Origin of the sequence: Oceaniferula marina (genome assembly GCF_013391475.1) — a bacterium.
In the GTDB taxonomy this organism is placed as follows: Bacteria; Verrucomicrobiota; Verrucomicrobiia; order Verrucomicrobiales; family Akkermansiaceae; genus Oceaniferula; species Oceaniferula marina.
Window position 1 is genome coordinate 441,653 of the sequence record NZ_JACBAZ010000004.1, and the last position, 21,421, is coordinate 463,073.

The 21,421-nt window shown below is 53.3% G+C and carries 18 protein-coding genes; 3 read left to right on the top strand and 15 right to left on the bottom strand.

What is annotated here, in order from left to right:
* Positions 1-14: 14 nt before the first annotated feature.
* From HW115_RS12055 to HW115_RS12085, 7 genes are all read right to left on the bottom strand, one after another.
* Complete coding sequence (locus tag HW115_RS12055; RefSeq protein ID WP_178933129.1) at positions 15-998, bottom strand: alpha-ketoacid dehydrogenase subunit beta; 984 nt, start codon at positions 996-998, stop codon at positions 15-17.
* Positions 999-1,043: 45 nt separating this feature from the next.
* Positions 1,044-2,117 carry a pyruvate dehydrogenase (acetyl-transferring) E1 component subunit alpha gene (gene pdhA / locus HW115_RS12060; RefSeq protein WP_178933130.1) on the bottom strand — a complete coding sequence of 358 codons (1,074 nt, stop codon included), beginning with the start codon at positions 2,115-2,117 and terminating at the stop codon, positions 1,044-1,046.
* A 145-nt stretch (positions 2,118-2,262) separates the two neighbouring features.
* Positions 2,263-3,264 carry a hypothetical protein gene (locus HW115_RS12065; protein WP_178933131.1) on the bottom strand — a complete coding sequence of 334 codons (1,002 nt, stop codon included), beginning with the start codon at positions 3,262-3,264 and terminating at the stop codon, positions 2,263-2,265.
* A gap of 15 nt (positions 3,265-3,279) precedes the next feature.
* Positions 3,280-6,342: a PEP-CTERM sorting domain-containing protein gene (locus tag HW115_RS19810; RefSeq protein ID WP_227021460.1), complete on the bottom strand. Its 3,063-nt coding sequence runs from the start codon at positions 6,340-6,342 to the stop codon at positions 3,280-3,282.
* 226 nt (positions 6,343-6,568) lie between these two features.
* A complete protein-coding gene (gene ruvA / locus HW115_RS12075) occupies positions 6,569-7,165 on the bottom strand; it encodes a Holliday junction branch migration protein RuvA (RefSeq protein WP_178933132.1) in 597 nt (198 codons plus the stop codon).
* A gap of 87 nt (positions 7,166-7,252) precedes the next feature.
* A complete protein-coding gene (locus HW115_RS12080) occupies positions 7,253-8,017 on the bottom strand; it encodes a M14 family metallopeptidase (protein ID WP_178933133.1) in 765 nt (254 codons plus the stop codon).
* A 29-nt stretch (positions 8,018-8,046) separates the two neighbouring features.
* Positions 8,047-9,072: a chorismate-binding protein gene (locus tag HW115_RS12085; RefSeq protein ID WP_319609289.1), complete on the bottom strand. Its 1,026-nt coding sequence runs from the start codon at positions 9,070-9,072 to the stop codon at positions 8,047-8,049.
* 99 nt (positions 9,073-9,171) lie between these two features.
* Between HW115_RS12085 and dnaG the strand changes: the two genes are divergently transcribed.
* A complete protein-coding gene (gene dnaG, locus HW115_RS12090; RefSeq protein WP_178933135.1) occupies positions 9,172-11,004 on the top strand; it encodes a DNA primase in 1,833 nt (610 codons plus the stop codon).
* 43 nt (positions 11,005-11,047) lie between these two features.
* Here dnaG and HW115_RS12095 read toward each other — a convergent pair whose 3' ends face one another.
* The 4 genes from HW115_RS12095 to HW115_RS12110 form a co-directional block, all read right to left on the bottom strand.
* Positions 11,048-11,389, bottom strand: a complete 342-nt coding sequence (locus HW115_RS12095) for a hypothetical protein (RefSeq protein ID WP_227021461.1) — start codon at positions 11,387-11,389, stop codon at positions 11,048-11,050.
* A 53-nt stretch (positions 11,390-11,442) separates the two neighbouring features.
* Positions 11,443-11,937 carry a hypothetical protein gene (locus HW115_RS12100; protein WP_178933136.1) on the bottom strand — a complete coding sequence of 165 codons (495 nt, stop codon included), beginning with the start codon at positions 11,935-11,937 and terminating at the stop codon, positions 11,443-11,445.
* A gap of 142 nt (positions 11,938-12,079) precedes the next feature.
* Positions 12,080-12,499 (bottom strand): secondary thiamine-phosphate synthase enzyme YjbQ, encoded by a 420-nt coding sequence (locus HW115_RS12105; protein ID WP_178933137.1) that lies wholly within the window; start codon positions 12,497-12,499, stop codon positions 12,080-12,082.
* Positions 12,500-12,548: 49 nt separating this feature from the next.
* A complete protein-coding gene (locus HW115_RS12110) occupies positions 12,549-13,373 on the bottom strand; it encodes a PPK2 family polyphosphate kinase (RefSeq protein ID WP_178933138.1) in 825 nt (274 codons plus the stop codon).
* 247 nt (positions 13,374-13,620) lie between these two features.
* Here HW115_RS12110 and HW115_RS12115 point away from each other — a divergent pair, with 247 nt between their 5' ends.
* Entirely contained in the window at positions 13,621-14,286 is a 666-nt protein-coding gene (locus HW115_RS12115) for a PEP-CTERM sorting domain-containing protein (RefSeq protein ID WP_178933139.1), read from the top strand.
* Positions 14,287-14,382: 96 nt separating this feature from the next.
* Here HW115_RS12115 and HW115_RS12120 read toward each other — a convergent pair whose 3' ends face one another.
* The 4 genes from HW115_RS12120 to HW115_RS12135 all read right to left on the bottom strand — a co-directional run bounded on the left by HW115_RS12120 (position 14,383) and on the right by HW115_RS12135 (position 19,386).
* Positions 14,383-15,501 carry a lysophospholipid acyltransferase family protein gene (locus HW115_RS12120; RefSeq protein WP_178933140.1) on the bottom strand — a complete coding sequence of 373 codons (1,119 nt, stop codon included), beginning with the start codon at positions 15,499-15,501 and terminating at the stop codon, positions 14,383-14,385.
* A 150-nt stretch (positions 15,502-15,651) separates the two neighbouring features.
* On the bottom strand, positions 15,652-16,788 hold the full coding sequence (locus HW115_RS12125; protein ID WP_178933141.1) for a phospholipase D-like domain-containing protein: 1,137 nt from the start codon (positions 16,786-16,788) through the stop codon (positions 15,652-15,654).
* Between the two features lie 89 nt (positions 16,789-16,877).
* The gene (locus HW115_RS12130) at positions 16,878-17,840 is read right to left on the bottom strand and encodes a metal ABC transporter solute-binding protein, Zn/Mn family (RefSeq protein WP_227021463.1); all 963 of its coding nucleotides are present in this window, start codon (positions 17,838-17,840) and stop codon (positions 16,878-16,880) included.
* A gap of 100 nt (positions 17,841-17,940) precedes the next feature.
* Complete coding sequence (locus HW115_RS12135) at positions 17,941-19,386, bottom strand: arylsulfatase (RefSeq protein ID WP_227021464.1); 1,446 nt, start codon at positions 19,384-19,386, stop codon at positions 17,941-17,943.
* A gap of 292 nt (positions 19,387-19,678) precedes the next feature.
* On the opposite strand from HW115_RS12135, the gene HW115_RS12140 reads away from it, so the two are divergent.
* Positions 19,679-21,418, top strand: coding sequence for a protein kinase domain-containing protein (locus HW115_RS12140; protein WP_178933142.1), 1,740 nt, complete (start codon positions 19,679-19,681; stop codon positions 21,416-21,418).
* Positions 21,419-21,421: the final 3 nt, after the last annotated feature.

Genomic DNA, 21,421 nt, shown 5'->3' on the forward strand with positions numbered 1-21,421 from the left:
AAAGCGTCAGATGATTAAGCCAATGTCAGGACCTTTTCGATGATCCGTTTGGGGTTCGGCAACTGCTCATCCTCGATGTGAGGCGAATAAATCGCCGGAGCATCCAAAGCGCAGACGCGCTTCACGGGTGCATCCAAATGATCAAAGGCATGCTCTTGGATCAAGGTGGTAATCTGAGCAGAAACACCGCAGAACGGCTTACTCTCATCGACAAGCACCACCCGGTTGGTTTTCATCACGGTGTCGATAATCGCCTGCTGGTCGAGCGGACGGATCGAACGTAGATCGAGCACCTCGGCATTGATCCCATGTTCAGACTGCAAGGTCTCGGCTGCTTCCAGCGCGCGCAGGACGGAACGTCCGTGGGCAATCAGCGAAATGTCAGAACCTTCACGTTTGATGTCGGCCTTACCAAGCGGCACCAGATGGTCACCATCTTCAGGATCGGGCACCGGACCTTTGGTTCCGTAAAGCAAGGTGTTCTCCATGACATAGACCGGATCGTTGTCACGAATCGCGGTTTTCATCAGTCCCTTGACATCGGCCGGAGTGGCTGGTGAGCAAACTTTCAATCCGGGAAAGGCTGCAAACAATCCTTCCGGACAGTGCGAGTGAGTCGCACCAACGGCCGTTCCACCATTGGCAGGCCCTCGCATGACAATCGGGCAATGGCACAAGCCACCGGACATATAACGCACATTGGCGGCGTTGTTGACCAACTGGTCAAAAGCGACGGAGTGGAAGGACCAAAACATCAGCTCCATCACCGGGCGAACACCCAGCATTGAGGCGCCGATGCCCATGCCGATGAAACCGGCCTCGGAAATCGGAGTGTCAACAATACGCTTGTCACCCCATTTATCCCAAAGCCCTTCAGTCACCTTGTAGGCACCGTTGTATTCAGCCACTTCTTCACCCATGACAACAACATTTTCATCACGGGCCAGTTCTTCGTCCAGAGCTTCGCGGATCGCGTGGCGGTAGAGGAGTTCTCTCATAATCTTTATTCAGTTAGATGGTTTCAAATTTCGGATCCACGCCCATTAGTCGTTAAAGAAATGGCGTCCGGTGTTTGCGGCCTCCGTATTATTGTCGGTCTCCCAATACACATCGTCGAAAATCTCAGCCACCTCAGGAGCGGGAGATTCAATGGCAAAAGTGGCCGATGCATTCGCTTCTTGCTTAGCCTCTTTATCGATGGCATCCGCTTGTTCCTCGGTGAGCACGCCCTCTTCGACCAGTCGGCGGCGCCAGAGGCGAAGCGGGTCATGGTGGGCGCGATATTGGTTAATCTCCTCCGGTGTCCGGTATTTCTTGGCATTGGCATCCGCCACCGAGTGCCCGTAATAGCGATAGGTATCGATCTCGAGCACGGTTGGCTTAGACTCTTTTTTCGCCCGTTCCATGGCGATCTGGGTTTTGGCCCGCACCTCGTAGAGGTCCTCGCCATTCACCACATCCCACTCCATATCATAGGCCTCGGCTCGTTGGGCGAGGCAATGTTTATAGGCGCTCGAACGAGTCTGGCTGGTTCCCATCGAATATCCGTTATTCTCAATCACATAGACCACCGGCAATTCAAACAATGCGGCGATGTTGAGCGATTCGTGAAATGCTCCCTGGTTGACAGCTCCATCACCGAGATAGCAAAGGCAGCACCCTTCCTGATTTTTATATTTCACCCCATAGGCAAGACCAAGGCCGAGCGGGGTCTGCCCCCCGACGATGCCGTGTCCACCCCAAAAATTGTTTTCGGGATCAAAGAGGTGCATTGAGCCACCTTTACCTTTGGAAGCACCCGTCGCCTTACCAAACAGCTCGGCCATGCAGGGGTTCATTTCCATGCCAACGGCGAGAGCGTGGCCGTGGCAGCGGTAGGCGGTAATCACGTGGTCGTGCTCACCACACAGCGACACGGTTCCCACGGCCACCGATTCCTGACCGATGTAGAGGTGAAGGAAGCCCCCCATTTTACCTCCGTTGTAATGCTTCAATGCGGTTTGTTCGAATCGGCGAATTCTCGCCATCTCCCGGAAAAAATGAATTTTATCTTCGGGAGTCAAAGACCGGTTCACATCGGCCTGGGCGTAATCTTTAAGTGCTGGAGTTGGTGGCATCGTTCAAATGATCGGGATTGGCGTCATTCACTTAATGGCTGACGCGGCGACGATCAAGCTGAATCCGAATGACTGACAAGCAAAATCCGCAAGGCTCATGACGATTTTTGCGCCAAAATCGCCCTCAAACCCACGAATTTACAGCTTATTTGATCACCCAGCCCTTTTCCACCACGCGGGAAATCATGACATCCTGAGCGCGCTTACTTTTCTCTGGATAGTAAACTTCGAGGGTAAAACGCCCCTTGGGCTGTGACAACAAAGCCCGTGCCGCCGGATCCTGCTCGTTCTCATTTAACGTGCGGCTGTAGGCAAAAAAGACCTCGCCACTCACCGGGTGAGTCAAACGGTAACAGCGGTATCCCTTCTCCGCAGACCACTCCGGGTGCGTATTTTGAGTGGGCTCCAAGACACAACGGATCAATCGGGCGCCGCGCGGCTGCTCCTTCTGGATGCCGAGCCACGCCTGATCTTGGTAGATCACAAAGCTTTCCCAGTCCACCCGGAACCCCGCCAACGTTTTTTCGAGCACGATATGTTCAGAAGCCAGTCCCACACCGTGAAGTTTGACCACCATAAAATCCCCAAGGTCCGTGGCTCTGGGATCGGCAGCCACTTGAACCATTGGGCCGTCTCTGTTCCAGCGATACCATCTCTGCATTTTCTCTTCAATCTGGGGCGTCTGACGCACCATGGGATATCTCTCCCGCCAATTGCCTGCTTTAAAGAACTCGCGTAAAAAAACCGTCACATCCGCAGTGCTTAAGGCCAGTTCGAGATTGGGGCCTGCACCAGGCACCGCGGATGAAGCATCCTCTCCCTCCGTCGAACCCTCACCACCCGGAACCTCCACCCCCGGCCCAGCCGAAGCCACGAGCTGTTTCTCATTTCCAGACAATAGAAAATTCCACAACAAGAGCGCAATCGATAAGACCAACAACGATCCGGAAGCCAACAAGACCTTCCAAGACAAGGGAAGAGCTCCCTCTGCCCGCTGCGCCGCTTCCTTGGCAACCTTGCTTTTGCGTGACACCTCAAACAAATGCCCGCACTTGGTGCACTCGACGAAGTTGGAGCGACGTGGACGCTCTAAAACCAAATCATCGTAGTGACGATCGATGCGTCCGCCGTCACCGTTCTCTGCCATGGCAACAAGTGTAGCTTAGCGGCGGCGGCGAAGCAATAAGGAGATACCACCGAGACCGAGCAAAGCAATCGAGGAAGGCTCGGGAACCGCCCCGGCAAAACTCGAATTGTGGTCGATCACCGCCCAGACTTTGTTGCTTCCGGTGTGAACACCCCAGGCACCCAGCTCAGGATCTGAATCAGAACCGCCAAGCGAGGCGAGATAACTTTCATAACTACCGGAGAATCGTTTATCCTGGAGGTAGGCCTGAATGCCGGTGGTTCCTTCTGCAGTTGTCACGGTGCCTCCAAGGATATCCAGAGCCACCACATCCGAGTTACCGAGCACGGCATTCACCCAGATGTCCTGTAAAGATTCACCCGCACCGGGGTCGGTGTCGTATTCAGTCAACCAGACTACCTGCATCGCGCCTTCACCTTCCGTGAGAACCGTGTCGTCATAAGTGAGTTCAACCACATGCATGACGCCATCCAGGCCGGTCAGATCGAGGATATCGGTGGCAAAATCACTCACTCCACCCTTGTCCCCATACAAATCGGTGCTAGCTGCGTCCTCGATTTTGGTAAAGGACATCGAGACCGTCGTTCCTGACTCCAAGGTCTCCGAACCCAAAATAGCAGCAGAAGTTGCAGCAAAGCCGGTGCTGGAGTTGTCACCTGTGTTGGTCAGGCTTGGTGAGACCGACCCAAATTCAGTCCCGGCACCATAGCTCTGGCTTCCGGATGCACTGACCTGCTCGACCACCCTCTCGAAGGTGTAAACGTGCTGTTGCCGGGTTGCATACGTATTCAATCCGCCGCCATCCGCAATCCGGTCATCACTTACTCCAAGATTGGCAAAATGGCTGCCGATATCAAACTGATCTTCGGTTTCAAAAGTGAAAACCGACTCAAAGGTTCCACCAAGTTCACCTGCTCCACCGACACCCGAACCGTCAAACACGGCCGTCATGGTCGAAGCTTCGCCTGGGGCAAGCACCTCATTACCCACACGGCTAACCGTCCAACGGTCACTGCCCTCGAACGATTGCGGGGTAACCCGAACGGAGGCCTGTTCGCCAGCCAAGGCCCGGTCCACGTTGCTGACCGTAATGGCATCACCATCATCCAGCAGATTGCCCGCGGGTGCAGTAACGTCGAGATCAGCCCGTCCAATCGTGTGCGTATACACACCGAAGGTGTCGCTCGCAATGACACTTTCACCGCTTAAGCCCTCACCGGACACTCGGCCATTACCGAGGTTGACTGCAATCGTGCCCTCAAAAACGTCTCCCACTGCTCGAGACCCATGAAGCTGAAAGGCATCATTTACACCAATGGCCGTGTGTGTGTTCGTGCTGTTCACACGGTGGGTCGGACCATTATTCAAACCACCGTAACCATGGTTATATGCCTCATCCGCAGAAAGCGCAACCGAGCTAAGATTAACATCGTCAAAGAGATACACATGCTGATCCTTGATATCGATCTGGTTGTTTTCAACATTCGCCCAAGTATAGGTCAGGTTGAGTCCTCCTTGAACCGACTCATTGGCCAGGCCGGCACCTCCGTTTTCCAAGGTCGTGATACTTCCGGCTCCGGCATTCAAGGTTTTGTTAAAAGTTCCGGTAGCACTGCGGTCCACCGTAAAGTTCGCAGTCACCCCGACCACAGCCTCTTGTCCGGCCACGCCGGTAAAGTCCTGATCACCACCAGAGTAGACAGCCGTGATGCCATCGCCACTGTTGGATGAGAAGTCCGATAGGCGCACACGGGTGTATTGATCATCCGCTCCCAGTGATTTGTAGGTGATATTACCAGCCTGACTCACCGACTGGGTAGTGGCAGAGACCATCTGCCGACCAAGATAGGTTTGTAAATTCCCGCTTGTACTGCTTGCGGAAAGTTGCCGATTATACAATGCCGTGCCACTCACCGTGAGGTTGACACCGGAAAGGTCCAATGAACTTCCTTGAATGACTTCACCGGAAAGCAGGCTATTCATCCGCTGGTTCACCTGGACACCTCCCGCGCGTGACGCCCGCAGCAGGCCGTTATCGAATTCAAGTTGTGGGCTTGGCTGTGAAAATTCCACCTTGTTCGAGTTGCGCTCAATCGCAGCTGTCGAGCCCTCGGGGATGGCAGACCCTGAGATCCCGGAAAGTCCGGTCACTTGATACGGGCTAAGTTGCTGTCCGGTCACTCGGGTTTCCGTATTGCCCAAGAGGCTGCCGACTTCCACTTCTGTCCGCCAGTAGCCACCGAACTCGTTGTGTTTCACTCCAGAAGCATCGGTGTAATTGTCCGCGCCATTCACACCGGAAAGGGTGATACTCTGGTTATAGTTTCCGGCATTCCCGTAGTAACCAATCTGTAAGTCATGGGTCTGCCCCGCAGCATTAAAAGTAAAATCGGAAGCACTTGTCAGACGCACACCATTGCCATACTGGGCAAACCCACCGGAGTGAACCTGAATGTTGGTTCCCTCGATCCCACTCAAAGACCCGCCATCAAGCGTCAAGGTGCCTCCAGGGATCTGGCCGAGCATATGTCGTCCTGCATTAATCGTAGTGGATCCGGTCAACAGACGGTTCTGCACCACATTGATGCTAGTATTGGAAACCACCGGAGCCGTCCAATTAGCCCCATCCATTTGCACCCCCAGATTCACGACATCTCCGGCTACCAAACCTGTGATATCAGGCAGCACTGACAAGCTGGCCGAACTACCGGAGTTCAGAGTATAACCAACGGTGGACACTCCCGACAAAGAAGTCAGCACATCGGGATCCTCAGGCACCAGGGACGGCTGCGACAAGGAAACCAGGGAACCATATTCCTTTGCAGGATGAGCTCCAAAAACGTATGGCAAAACCGCAAAGTCAAGGTCCTGATCCATCGCACCAATATCCGCGACATTGTAAGTTAAAACATCAGGTGACGTCCCCTCGACAATCCGAAAATCCGCAGGCTCGGAAAGCGAGGCCGCAGGTGCAACAGGAGGCTCAACAGCGGCAAGTAAACTCACCAAAGTCGAAGAAAAGGCAACAGAAATCAATGGTCTCTTCAAAGACCCGGAAAAAGGGGTGGATGAATTCATGAACTGAATAAGGGGCGTAGCTGGGGTTGTTTTATGGAGGTTTAACATCTCCACCCAATTCCGAAGAAGCGGGCGAAGCCAGAACGCTAGCTATTTTACATCATCCGTCCAGCTTGTTTTTGATTTTTTTAAACGAACGTCTAATTCATGACCATCCTCATTCGTCGCAAGGCCTCAACAACAAACCTTCCGGCACACGTTTCGGCACACGTTTCGGGCACTCGGCTTATGAATTCAACATCCTCAAGGCATCACGCAAGAGGTCTTCGGTAGCGGCGGAAGTATTTAACTTGGCCACGGCAGCAACGGCCTTGCGTGCCTCTGCCTGCTTATAGCCCAATCCGATCAGTGCCGATTCGGCATCAACTGCCGCGTGCGACACCGAGGATTCAGCGGCAGCTTGCCAGGACTCAGCCACTCCGACCTTATCTTTCAATTCGAGAATGATCCGCTCTGCCGTTTTCTTTCCAAGCCCCTTGATCCGGGTCAAGGCCGCGGCATCACCACCAACCACACAGGCCTTGAAATGGTCAACGGGCATCCCGCTCAAAACCGCCATACCAATGGCGGGTCCAATCCCAGTCACCCGCTCAATCAAGAGAAGAAACAAATCCTTTTCCGCATCCGTGGCAAAACCATAGAGAGTATGTGCATTTTCCCGAATATGTAGATACGTGCGCAGCTCAATCTCAGCTCCAAGAACCGGATTAAGCGCATCATAGGTGCTCATGGCCACGATCACCTGATACCCAACCCCCTGAACATCCACAACCAGTCGACCTGGCAACGCCTCCCATACCTTTCCTCTTATCCGAGCAATCATGACAAGCGCATTACAGGTCAGCATCCACGGTGAGGTCAATCGCAATCACTCCGCAGCCCGTCAGGATTCTGTCAGCAGTGAGAGCTCTCAGGCCGTAACCGAAGCAAGAAAACCGTCCAGTGCCTGCCCCGCCGCCAGTTGATGACAACGAATTCTGCGGATCAGGTCCAGTGAGCTCGGAGTTTCCAAGGTGTAGGACACTCCCGCTCCACGCTCGGCAAGAAAAATAGCCTCAGGCCAGTGTTTCGGCAAATCCGCCTTGGGGGAATGGTCAATCCACCCTGGCTCCCTCACCTCGTGATCGTCGATCACCGGTTCGGGCTCGGGCGGAATTTCAGAGGAGGCTGCATCCAAAATGGCATGGGCACCGCTGGTGACCCCTGCGACATTAATCTCATACAGGTAAAACCCAGAGCTCTCCCAGTCTTCGTGTAAAGAAACAAACAAATCCGGCACTGGTTTGGACTCCAACCAAGCGGCATGTGCCTGAACCTCCTCGGACGACCGCTCCAGGTAGTCACGGTTCAGATCGATCCCGCTGGCATTTTCCCTCGTGCCTGCAGCCAAGCCAAGCGGATTGACAAATGGACACATCAACCAGTTCGCCCGCTCATCAAACACCCCCTCTTTCAGCAAAGCCAGCATTGCCATCGGACCTGCGGGCTCATCACCATGAACACCGGCCGAGATATACACCCAGGGACGTCCGCCCCCCTCATCGCCAGACTCGACACACTTGGTAAACCCGGCAACCGCCATCCCCTGAACACTCGTAATCAACTCGCGCCGGAACCCGGCAAGCATCGCCGAATGATCAAACCTCTCCGAAAAGGCCTCGATATTGAATGTCATCGTTTTTCTCACTGCTTTATTTTCTCACCTTATCCCATCCATCCGAACACAGACTTTACCGCTTCCCTCTTCAGCCGAAGCTCCCGCCATTCATTCACCAAGCGCGACGCCTCAATCACTCCACAACCGGCAGGAACCGAAATATTTAGCCCATCCCAATGAACCCCGCGAATCGCCACCACAGAACAAAACACACCATCATGTAACAAACCAAAGGGTGCTCCGAAATGAGACGGACAATGCAATCGATCACGCCACTCCGCCAAACTCCGCAAGGTGTCCACCGTGCGCGGCAAAGGCCCCAGCGCAGGCGTCGGATGCAGGCGCCGAATCAAATCATCCATTCCACGGGGTGCGAATAACTCGACGTCAATCGCAGTGTGAAAGTGCACCAGTTGGCCGAGGTCCATCATCTCTCGCCCACCACGGGTCACATCCCCGATATCAGACAGCTTCGCCACCAGTGTCTGGGCTACAAATTCATGCTCCCTGATCTCCTTGCCATCAACGGCAAACACATCCCGCTCATCCGCCTTGGCCGTTCCAGCCAAGGCCATCGTCTTGAGCCGGCAAGCATCCAAGGCAAACAACAACTCCGGCGTGCCACCACAAAACCCGCGCGCACCATCACACCAACCATAGCTATAAAATGGGGCCCCGAGACAGGCCATCCGCCCGATAATTTCAACCCCAACATCAGCCGCCCCCGTCAACATTCCACACTCGGCAGCCACTGGCACGGACTTCTCAATCACCCCTCGCCCAATCGCCTCGTTGATCTCGGCAAAGACTTTCGCAAAGCCATCCGGCTGAAGCTCACTCCAGTCAACTTCCGCGGCACCACCTTCAAAACCAAGCTCCTTCAGGCTATCCACTTCGAGCACCTCTGCCGGGATTTTCCAGGGTTCGGGGTCGCTAAGCGTAAAGTCATTGCAATAGAAGGCCGTCCCGGACTCAGGCGCCTCGGCACATGAACGAAAGGGTCCCAAACCGACGAGGTAACGTCCGTCTCCGTCCTTCATGAAGGCCAACTGTTTCGATCCCTTGCTTTGCACGCCCCCAATCAACAAGCTCCCAGCGTCCCATCCAAGATTATTTTCTCCTCAACTCAATTTGGTATTTGGTTTTTCCCCAGCGGGAAATTAGAAACGGGCATGGGTCGCATCCCGGAGGAAACCATCGAACAAGTTCTTGCCGCCACAGATATCGTGGATCTGGTGGGTTCCTACCTTCCCTTGAAACGGGCGGGCTCTGCATTCAAGTGCAATTGCCCGTTCCACAACGAAAAAACCCCCTCGTTTGTAGTCAACCCGGTCCGCCAGTCATACCACTGCTTCGGCTGCGGCGAAGGAGGCAGCGCCATCGGATTCGTCATGCAGTACGAAAACCTCCCCTTTCCCGATGCAGTCAAAAAACTCGCCACCCGAGCCGGCATACCCATCCTTGAAGAAGCCTACGACCCGGAAGCCGACCAACGCCGGAAAAAACTCTCCCGCCTCAAAGAAGTCCACAACCGCACCGCCGAATTCCTTCATCAACAACTGATGACCTCACCGGACGCCCAACATGCACGGGACTACCTCAAATCTCGCGGCTACGGACGCGGCATGGCCGAACGCTGGAAAGTCGGCTGGATGCCGGAAAATACCAATACCTTCCTCGATTGGGCCAGAGAACAACAATTCACCGGAGCCGAACTCATCAACTCCGACCTCGCCGGCCGCAAAGATGAAAACAACCCCCGGGCTGGGATCTACGTCCGCTTCCGAGGAAGACTCATGTTCCCCATCCACAACGACTACGGGGACATCATCGCCTTCAGCGGAAGAAATCTCCGGGAAGACGCACCCGGCGGAAAGTACATCAACTCCCGGGAAACCCAGCTGTTTAAAAAATCCAAAACCTTCTTCGCCCTCGATAAAGCACGCCGCAGCATGCCCAAAGAGAAATTCGCCCTGATCTGCGAAGGACAAATCGATGTCATTGCCTGCCACGAAAGCGGTATCACCAATACCATCGCAGGCCTCGGCACCGCATTCACCCCCGAACACGCCCGCATCCTCAAACGCTACACCAAAGATGCCGTGCTCTGTTTCGATGCCGATGCCGCTGGCATCAAAGCTGCCGACAAGGCCTTCCGCATTTTAGCCGCCGAAGACCTCAACGTCCGTATGGTCAGCATGCCTGAAGGCGAGGACCCCGACTCCTTAATCAAGCAGTTTGGAGCCGACGCCTTCCGAGAACGTGTCCAAGGAGCACGCGACTATTTTGAAGTTAAATTAAAACATGAAATGGCCTCCCGCGATCTCACGTCCGTCCGGGAAAGAGCCAGCCTCGCCAACGATCTCGCCGACCTCGTTGCCTGCGTCAGCGACAAACTCACCAAGGACGCCTTGATCAATCAAATCGCCACCCAACTCGGCCTTGGTGCTGAAGAATTACGCGGCGGCGTCGTCCAGGCCGAACGCCAACAATCGAAAGAAGCCTTCTTCCAGCAACGCCGGGAAGCCAAAGATGAAGAGCCACCCCCACCCAATCTGGCTGCTGAAATCAGCACCCCGGTCGCCCACCTCTGCCACTACGCCCTCTGCTCACAAGAGGCCCAAAATTGGCTAGGGGAACAGCTCGAGTCCCTCATCGAACCTCTCGCATCCACAGCCGGAGGCTCCATCCTACGCAACATCCTCAGCCGTCGACCCGACCCATCCAAACCTGCTGCCATCCAGGCCTACATCACCTCCCTCGCCCAGCAGGATCAACTGGCACTTCGAAAGGTTCTCACCCACTCCGCCCCCGGGGACCCCGTCCGAGCTGCGGAAGAAGCCACCGCCATGCTGGTCAACACCCACTTCCAGCAAAAGGAAGCGGCCTTGCGCGCGCAGCTCCGACAACCGAATCTACCACCGGATGACATGATCGCATTGATGAACGAAATCAAGGATCTGCAAAGCATCCTGCAAAACCTTCAGCAACGGTTCATTCGCTAACATTTAGTTAGATCACACGCCCCCTCCGATCGACGGGCTGAACTCACTTTTTCTTCCGGCGCTTCCCCGGACGCTGAGCCATCCGGTTCTGATGGTTTTTTTCCTGCATCCGCAAAACAGGCAAAAGCTCCCGCTCCATCCAGTCGAAGGCTGACTGCAAGCCCTCATCTTGATAGATGCGACCGATCTCCGCTTCGACGGATGTGGGGTTCCCTTTATTGCGCAGAAAATCATTCGAGGTACAGCGAACAAACATTTCACCGTCCATGCACCCCTGTTCTTTGAGAATCAACTCCCGCATGTAAAGTGCCAACACCGCATCTCCTACCCAGGCCTCCTCCCGCTCGCGCATCACTACCTCATCGACTTTTTTTGGTGCCGCCATTTGTATACTCTCTTTTCTATCAAAAAATTTAAAACTTCCTCAGAGGAGAAAACCTAACGTTTTTTCTCCATACTCGTTCTCATCGCTGCCTCGGACTCCGCATCCCAGTAACCACTCCCCAGTTCAACAAACACAGACGAGTAAGGCACGGCTGTACGGGTTTTGATCACCAGCACCCGGTAAGACTTGCTCGTATCACCAAGCAAACGCATCAGCATATCATTATCTAACTGGACAGTTTCCCGACCATGCAACGCTGCCTCCAGATTCTTGCGGTATGCATTGACCCCGGGAGCATAGTCATAGGGCACATTTTCCAACTCAGCGGTCACAAACACCCTCGGCTTGACATGATGTTTTTCCTCGATGACGTCCTCCACCCCCTCAAGCACCTCCGGGATATCTGCATCCAGTTGGATCACCCGCAAGCCTCGGCGGCTCTGAACCGGGAAAGCAGCCTCGGCAATCACCACCCAGTTTCTCGCTCCAAGATACCCGAGTTCTTGACGCAATGTCGGGATCCATGGATTCGGCTTGGATGAATTCACACACCCCGCCACAACCAGACAGCAGAATAAGCCCAGTATATACGCAAAAAACTTTCGGATCGAGGACACCATGACAGAGGTAAGGAATGCGCCAAAGGATTACCTCACGACGCCATTTCTGTCAATCCAGCATCATGCTCCATTACTCACCAACAAGCACCACACTGATTGACCTCTGGTGCGGAGCCTTCCGGTGTTCGAAGAGAAAGATCCCCTGCCAGGTTCCCAAGGTCATGCTGCCAGCGACCACCGGAATCACCTCACTACTCCGGGTCAAGACCATCCGGATGTGGGACGGCATGTCATCCGCCCCTTCATAGGTATGGGTAAAGTATGGCTCATCCTCCGGAACCAATCGGTCAAAATACGCCTCCATGTCGGTGCGGGCGCTGGGATCCGCATTTTCCATCATCACCAGACTGGCACTGGTATGCCGGACAAAGACCGTCACGGTCCCGGTCTGAATACCCGATTCTCCGACGGCCCGCGCCACCTGTTCGGTAATTTCATAGGTTCCCTTGCCACGGGTTGCCAAGGTAAATGATTCGGAATAGGCTGCCATTGTATATCAAGATCGAGGGTGGTCCACCAAGTTCGGGGAGGGTCCAAGGCTAGTCGATGACAATATCTTCGGCCAGCCAATCGGAAATCGGGAATTTCATATCCAGCCCCTTCAGGGTGTCGACCATGATCCGGGCAACCACCAAATTGCGATACCACTTCCGGTCAGCGGGAATGATATGCCACGGCGCATACTTGCTTCCGGTTTTTTCAATCACATCTTCGTAGACTTTTTCAAATTCCTCCCACTTCGCCCGATCCTTGAGGTCGTCCGGGTTGAATTTCCAATGCTTTGCCGGGTTATCGAGCCGCGACTGCAAACGCATCTTCTGCTCATCCTTGGAAATATGCAGGAACAACTTGATAATCGTCGTCCCTTCTTCAACCAACATCCGCTCAAACTCGACAATGTGCCGGTAACGAGGGCGCCAAACCGATTCAGGAAACAACTTCTTTACCCGGACCGCCACAATGTCTTCATAGTAACTCCGGTTGAACACCACGATCTGACCATTGCGTGGAACCTTTTGATGCATTCTCCATAAAAAATCATGCGCCAATTCCTCCTCGGACGGCTTTTTAAATGACTCCACATGAATCCCCTGAGGGTCGACCCGGGAAAACACACTCTTGACCGTCCCGTCCTTTCCTCCGGTGTCCATCGCCTGAATCACCACCAGCACCCGCCGCTTGCTCTCCGCATATAACAAAGTCTGCAAAGCTTGTAACTCATCCCGCAATTGGTCGAGAAAAGGATAAGAGTCCTCCTTACCTCCATGACCAAACAGCGACTTATCATTGGTTGAGTAATCAGAAAGGTTAATTTTCCCCTTCTTATTCACGCGGTATTTTTCAATCGATCCTTGAACTGGCATGGAACCATTCTCGCAGACTGCCCAAGGTCATGGCAAGATAGAATACAGACTAATTTTTCCTACGATCACATCAGTTTGCTGAATTCTTGCATTGAAGGCGCAGCTCATCCCACGGCAAAAATCCATCATCTAATCATTTATGGTTGACGGCATCCGCAGTTTTACCCTTTAATGAACTTTACTCTATAGAAATTGACCGCGAATCAATACCTATAGATTGCGAATATAACCTCAATCCAGAACACAGATGAACGTAAAACTCACACTAATGGCGATCGCCACTACGTCGCTGACCGCCCATGCGGCAACGATCGTGACCTCCGAAGGCCCCGCCAATAACCAGGCTGGACCTAATTTTGGGCAAAGCATCACAGTCAATATCGGTGCTGACACCCCGGATGGTTCGATTCCCGGAACCGTCTATTTACAAGAATTGAGTTTCAGGCAGACCAATTCAACCACTGGCATCAACACCACGGATACAGCATGGATTCACGTCTATGACGCTTTCACAGTCGATGGAACATCCTCCCCGACAGCCATTGGCAATTTAATCACAGTTTCCTCGACAACGGTCAATTTTACGACGACGGGTGCAGGCGACTTATTAACCTGGAGTTTTACCGGTGACGCTGCTGACGCGATCCTCAAAGGAACCGAATACTATTACGTGCTCGCCACAGATCAAAATGCGGCTACGGTTGGAAACTCGTCAAACCTAACAACCCAAGGGTTTAGATTAACCACCGGCGACCCCTACTCAGGAGGTCAAACATTACGTGCTAATGGATCAAACGCCGACTGGGATAATGAATTCGTCTTAACAACGATAACAGATCCCGTACCTGAACCCTCATCCTCGGCACTGCTCGGACTTGGAGCCTTCGCCTTGATATTCCGTCGCCGGAAGTAAGCCGAATCCCTCATACAGAATACACCTCCCCAACCTCTCATGAGAGGTTGGGGATTTTTTTGTCTCTGCAATCAGCGATCAAAGCCCACCCATACTCTATGCTTCAAAGCAATCCGAGGCCATCATCTCCCCGCCTGGATACGAACTCTGGTAATAACCCAAGCCCTCACCCACTGCCATTTCCAATTCATCAGTCAAAGCCTTGATCGATTTTCCCGACACCTCAACCGGCTCGCCGAAGCGGACTTCGGCATGACGGGCTGACACGGGGCGCACGAGAACCTCAGCATAATCCTCACGCAGTTTCTCCAAAGTCTCGCTGCAGCGGTCGACGCTCGGACACTCCCTAAGGTAGGAGGCGTCATAGCTCAATACCCGCATCAAAAGGATACTCAGATCGTCCAGACGCTCGACCTGCGAGCCTTCTCCCCCCAGCCTCTTTTTAGCCAACTGCGAACGGACCATTCTGGCTCTCTCCAGCGCCCCTCCAGCAGCCTGAATTTCCAAAGAGCTCTCCAATTGATCGAGCAAGTGCGCCACTACCTTCTCCATGGCCCCTGCCGGGTCCGTCCTCCAGGCATCCACTCCACATGAAAAATCATACCCCCTGCGTTGTAGCCCACGACGAAGAATGGCATAGCCCAACATCTCTATCTGAACGTAAAAAGGGTCGTCTTCACGCCAATGAACCTGCACGCCTTCTCCAGCCAAAACATCCAGCAAATCCTGGATTTGCTGCTGCAACAACATCCTAACATCACGGGTGTGGGTCATACGAATCGATGTCGGCACCACTAACACACGCACTGACCTACCTAACTTTTTCTGAGCCTTGACCGCAATAAAGGAAGCCCCATCCAGAAAAGGCATTACCTTCTCGTTAGAAAAAGCCACATTCCCCTCCGGAAACAATGTCAGGCAGCATCGCCCCCCCTCAATCACACGAACAGCTTCTTGAATCGATTGCCGGTCGACATTCTCCCGGTTCACCGAAAAGGCACCCGTGCGCTGCATCACCCAAGCCTGAAAACGGCTACGGGCAAACACCTCGTGAGCTGCCATGTAGGCTCCCCAGACACCACACAGCCTTTGAGACTCGGCCAGAACCTCCACATCACTATGGGTTGAGTGGTTAGCAACCATCACCAGCCTTACATTCGGGTCCTGGGCCAAAGCCCGCAAGCGCTCACCGCCGGTGACAGAAACTGACCGCACGCGGTGTGTTTTTCCCGGCAGGATCCAAACCCGGTTCAACAAGGAGGCCAAACGGTGAACCCAAACTCTAGGTAAAGAGGGCCTGAACACGTAGGGTTCTGTGGAATATCTCAACATGTCTTCTTCTGTTTAATGCTTCCTCAATTCTCATCAACGGTGCCGACCTAACTGCTGATACCAGTGCTGCAAACAAGCCATTCCCTTCCAGTAACCTGAGACCTCACTCCGACGAACCACTGGGCGCCCAAGACTCCACCGCTCCATCAACACTTCATTGAGCGAATCAACCGCATCGCTCCCATCCAGCAAAAAGGACAGCTCCCCGGCACGCTGCAACGAAAACACAGAGAAATTAGCAGAGCCAAACAAGGCCCTCTTACCGTCAATGACCATCACCTTTGAATGAATCATCTTCGATGACATCCTGACCTCCACAAGAGCAGACTTCATCAACTGGTTCAACACATGGTAGTTGCCGTCATTTCCAATATTGGCTTTTTCTGAAAATAAGATTGTGACGTGAACCCCGCGTTGCGCAGCAGCCACCAAAACCTCGGTCACGTCAGGGTCTCCCAGATAGGCCATCTCAATATGCAAGGAACGCTTAGCCAGCCTGACCAATTCCAGAAGCTTGGCTTTGATTTCAAACCTGCCCCGGTCAGGATCATTCATCAACACAGTGAATCCAACACTTGCCTGATCCTGACCGGAACATTGTTGCGCATGGCGAAATTGCTCCACCCGTCTCTCGCCCCTGATCTCCATCATCACATCATGATAGTTGCGATGCCTGTCCTCCAAATTCAAACTACCGGTGATCAAACAACGCTCATCGATACAATAATACTTGGTATGGGTTGGAGAAACCCAAACAAAATCAACCTTCGGGTGCTGCATCAGGCGCAAGCCCAGTGACTGATCCCAATCATCCTGCACCCAAGTTCGGGGAAACGTCATCCCCAGACCACGCTGGTACAAGCGCTTGCCCCACGACCTCGGAGTCGGAAAAAAAGGCTTCCGGTTTGACTCCTGACTCTCGTAAAGCACAGCCCCGCGATCCTTCATGATCTTCACCCGGACACCACGGTCAGCAGCCCTCAACACAGCTCTGCCAATCTGATGCCCGACATCGTCAGCCCGCCACACATACATGTGGATCTCTATGGAATGCCGGGCAGCGTCCAAACATCTTTCAATCCGACGATAAGCGAAATCGGCGGCATCCCCGGACTGGTACCCCGATTGGGAAAGCAGCCGAATACCTTGCTCTGTTGATTCGTCATCCATGGCCGCAGGATACAACGGCCACGAGACATCCTCATAATCGATTATACATGAAGCATCATCTATTCAATTGATGGTTCAATTTGAGCAAACTACTTCAAACCGTCCACAATCGTATTCACGTTATGTTTGATCATACCGAGATACGTGCCTTTGTCGTAGCGTTCACCGTGTAAATCCACCACATCTCCGGGCGTTCCCATGGCGTCGGAAAAAAGTTCATGTTCACTCACCTTCACCTTGGCCTCACTGGCCACCGCCTTGATGCCCTTGGCATTCACACTGGATTCCGGGAAAATCATCTTCAGTCCACGCTGTTTGATAAAGGCGACCAACTCCTCACGGTCTTTAATACCTGATTCGGCATTGGTCGATACCCCTTGCAATCCGCGCACTTCCAAACCGTAAGCCTTCCCAAAATAATAGAACGCATCGTGACTGGTCACCACCACCCGCTGGGATAAGGGTAACTCAGCAACCCGACGCTTGACCCAACGATCCAATGATTCCAACTCCTTGCGGTAGGCCTCACCCCGCGTCTGATAGCCATCCTTGCCCTCGGGGTCAGCACGAGTCAGCGCTTGCACAACCACATCCACCGTATCCGCCCAAACCGTAGGATCACCCCAAACATGTGGATCATGATAACCGGCAAAATCATCCTGCGGCTGCAATAATTTTCCCTTATCAATAGCATCCGTCACCGCAAAGGTATCGCCCTCACGTTCAGCCCGCCGCTCCAGGGAACTCTGCATTTTTCCCTCCAAATGAAGACCACTGTAAAACACCAAATCCGCCTTTTTCAGAGCAAGGGTATCACGCGATACCACCTGATAACTGTGAGGATCCACCCCCGGTCCCATCATGCCATACACATACACCCGTTCAGCACCAATCACCTTCACCATATCGGTTACCATCGTTGAGGTGCAGACGACTCTGAGCACCGCGCCCTCCGGCATCTCCTCTTCCGCCCCCCCTTCGGGCAACAAAATAAACAAGCCAGCCAGCATCCCGGCCAACACCAACACAATCACGCAGAGTTTTTTCAACATGCCCACTCGCATAACCAAGCCAAAGGATGTGGTCAACCCTCTAAATTAGCCTAAGCTAATTTTATTATGTCATACGAATACAGTACCAGGCACATGCGGCCTATTTTTTTCCTTTGTCAAGGTTCCAGATCGGGTGCGGCGAATGCTCCTTGCGCATGATTTTGCGCATGGATTCTACGATCTCGGGGTGCTTGGCAGCGAGATTATCCTCCTCACCAATATCCTTGCGCAGGTCATAAAGCTCAATTGGAGCCTCCCACCCGCCTTTGCGGTATGCTTTCCAGTGCCCCTTGCGAACCGATTGCTGCTTACCTCCTTCATAAAATTCAAAATAAAGGTATTCCCGCTGTGTTTGTTGCTCCGGCTGACCACTCAAGGTGGGAAGAATCGAAATCCCATCCATATGTTCAGCAAGAGGCTTCCCTCCGGCATCCGCAAGTGTAGGCATCAGGTCCCACTGTGTCGTCGGCAGGTTCGACTCCGAACCCGCTTCAATCGTTCCGGGCCAATATGCAATCATCGGCACCCGAATCCCCCCCTCGTAGAGAGAACGCTTTTTCTTTCTGAACGGGCCGTTGCCATCGAATGTTTTGGTCCGATGATAGTAGCTGTCTTCATCACCATTATCGGATGTCCAGATGAGGATCGTATGCTCAGCCAGACCCAGCTCTTCGAGCGCCCTGCGTATTCGCCCGACATTCCGGTCATGAGCCGTCAGGAGGGCGCAATACACCTTTTCGCGCTGACTCAATTTCTCCATATCAGCGTAAGGTCCGAGTGATGGAACACGCATCCCGCCAGGAGGACCTCCATGAGGAACCGTGCTGGCAAAATAGATAAAAAACGGGCGATCTTTATTTTTGCCGATGAACTCGATAATCTTGTCGGTGTACAGGTCTTCAATAAACACCCCTTTGCCTTCGCCGACCACTCCCGATCCTTTATTTTTTAACAACGAAGTCCCCTGAAGCACTTCGGGAGTATTGGCAGCCAGAGGGATTTGTTTCCCATTCTCCCATATGGAGTCGGCATAAAAATCCCGGCAATCGATATGCCCTAGAAAGCCAAGCCAATAGTCCCAACCACAGGCAGTAATTTGCTCCGGAGTCATCGTGCCCCCGGCACTGATTTTTCCAAAAGCCGCCGTTGCGTAGCCTGCGGAGCGGGCCACATCCCCCAATAAGGGGTGCTTAGGTGGCCAAATATCCGCTGGCATGGATTTACGATTGGCCCTCCATACCGCATTCCCCGGATGACGCCCCGAAATCAATGAACAACGGGACGGCCCACAAACCGCATTCCCAGCATAGGCATCGGTAAACAAGACGCCATCCGCCCGTAAACGGTCAAGCTCCGGCGTCCGGATGATCTTTTCACTGGCTGGATCCATCTTCATGAACGGCACTTTACCAATACCCCAATCGTCCGTGTTGATATAAATCACATTTGGCTGCTTAGCAAACACGACCGACATGCCTGCAAACACATAAGCAAAAACCAACAAACACTTTAAACCTCTGGACATCAAACACTTAGACTTTTTCATCTTCCTTTTTTTACACACGAGTTACGCCATTACGGCAGAGACCACAGCTGCAATCCCGCCATCACACTCCAGAACAATCAGAATACGTCACCCGAAAACATTTCTATCGGTCATGTAGAAGCTCACGGCTCCGACCGCCACTGACTCTGTCATCGACTGGACCCAGGTTCCTCACACAAAAAATCGGGTTCAAGATTTCTCCACTTTCATGCGTGCCAAATGAGCTGTTCTTCGTTAGCCTGCCTCTGCGCCCCTCCACCGGACCAACGCATTTTCTTCCACACTGCCACCCATGACGAATCGCTATCAAATCATTCGCCTAATCACCAAAGATCAACTGGGTGGAGTGTATCTGGCAAAAGACACAGAACTGGAGCGGGAAGTTGCATTCCGAAACTTCAGCCCGGGAAGTGGCGAGTTTGAAATCAAGGACTGGGAGCAGGCATTCACCCTCTACACCGAACGCCTGAAAGCCCTGCAACACCCGAATGTGGTCCCCACCTTTGATGCCGCAGTCGACGATGGTGATGCGATCATCATCAACCGAGTCCTCGAAACTGAAACGCTGGCCGAAGCCATCATTGAACATGGTAGGTTCAGCGTAGTCGAAACCGTCAACATGGCCATCGACCTACTCAGCGCCATGCAAGCCGCTCATGAGATTGGCCTCTACCATGGAGCGATGCACACCGGGTCCATCAAGCGCATCCCCATTTCCCACGGTGGCCACCACTACCTGGTCGCCGATTTCGGACTCAAGTACTTGTCCTCCCTTGTCAAAGCCGAGGAAACTCACCTTGAGGACCCGCTGTTGGTCGCTCCGGAATTAGCAAAACGTGGATTCGAGCCCGACGCTCCATCCGATATCTTTATGATCGGCCAGCTGTGCTATACGGTCCTTGCCGGTGGTCACCCCTTTGCCGAATATTCTGCCGAGCAATGCGCCAAAGCCTACCGGTCAAATAAGATTCCGCCCCTGAAAAAATTTAATTCCAAAGTTCCGGCCGATCTCACCACCTGGCTCATGCAAATGATCCACGGCAACGTTGAAAAGCGATTCCAATCAGCCGAAGAAGCACTCAACGCACTGAATGCCATTGAGATCGCCCAACCTAAAAAGGATACGGAAATCGCCCCGGAAATCGATTTGGACGACACGCCTCTCATCCTTCCGCATGAGCCCAACACCCATGTCGCCGCACCGGACACGGCAGAAGCGGCCATTACCCACACCATCAAAATCAGCACCCCAAAACCTGTGCGCAACAACAGGCTCCGCTGGTCTGTTGCCACCATCGCGATGCTGATCATTGCCGGGGGACTGATCTTCTGGCAGGACCCATTCCAATGGCGTTCAGGAACGGAGAAAAACAACAAAGAAGCCCCCGAAGAGCCTGTGATGGCTCAAGAAAGCGAGAAGGAGGCAAACGCCAACACCCATCCCGAGCCCAAAAGCATCACCTTGATGAAGCGCTCCATGGTCAACTCCATTGCCAAGCGCAGAAAGCCCGTGGCGGTCCCGATCGAAACCCCTCGAACCGTCGACTGGGTCATCACCACCGGCTCCCCGGCCTCTCAAAAACGGCGCCAAAAAACCGGAGGACACTACCTGCAAAACATCATGGAAACAGGTGGCATCCAGGAATTTGATTTTCCCTACAATCCCATCCGCTTTCTCGTTGGAGGTAAAAAAATCATTCCCCGTGCCGCCACCGATAAGCAACACCACGCCGATATCGGCCAAGGGTGGGTCACCATGTTGCGTACTCCACCAAATCATGAAGGAAATTTGCTTGTCCATTACTTCATCACCCAGTGGCATTGTGACTTGAACATCGAAATCAAAAATGCGGATCAAACCACCACACTGAAAGTCCCGGCAACCACCCCGGGGGTGTTCCGTATTCCCATCAAAATCACCGGAGCCAAAGCCAACGAGTTTTACAGCATCAAAATCACCGCGGCCTCCAAGCACCCGAAAGAAGGACTCTGCCTCGGACTCAATGGCATCCAAGTTGAAAACCTGAAGTAGAAG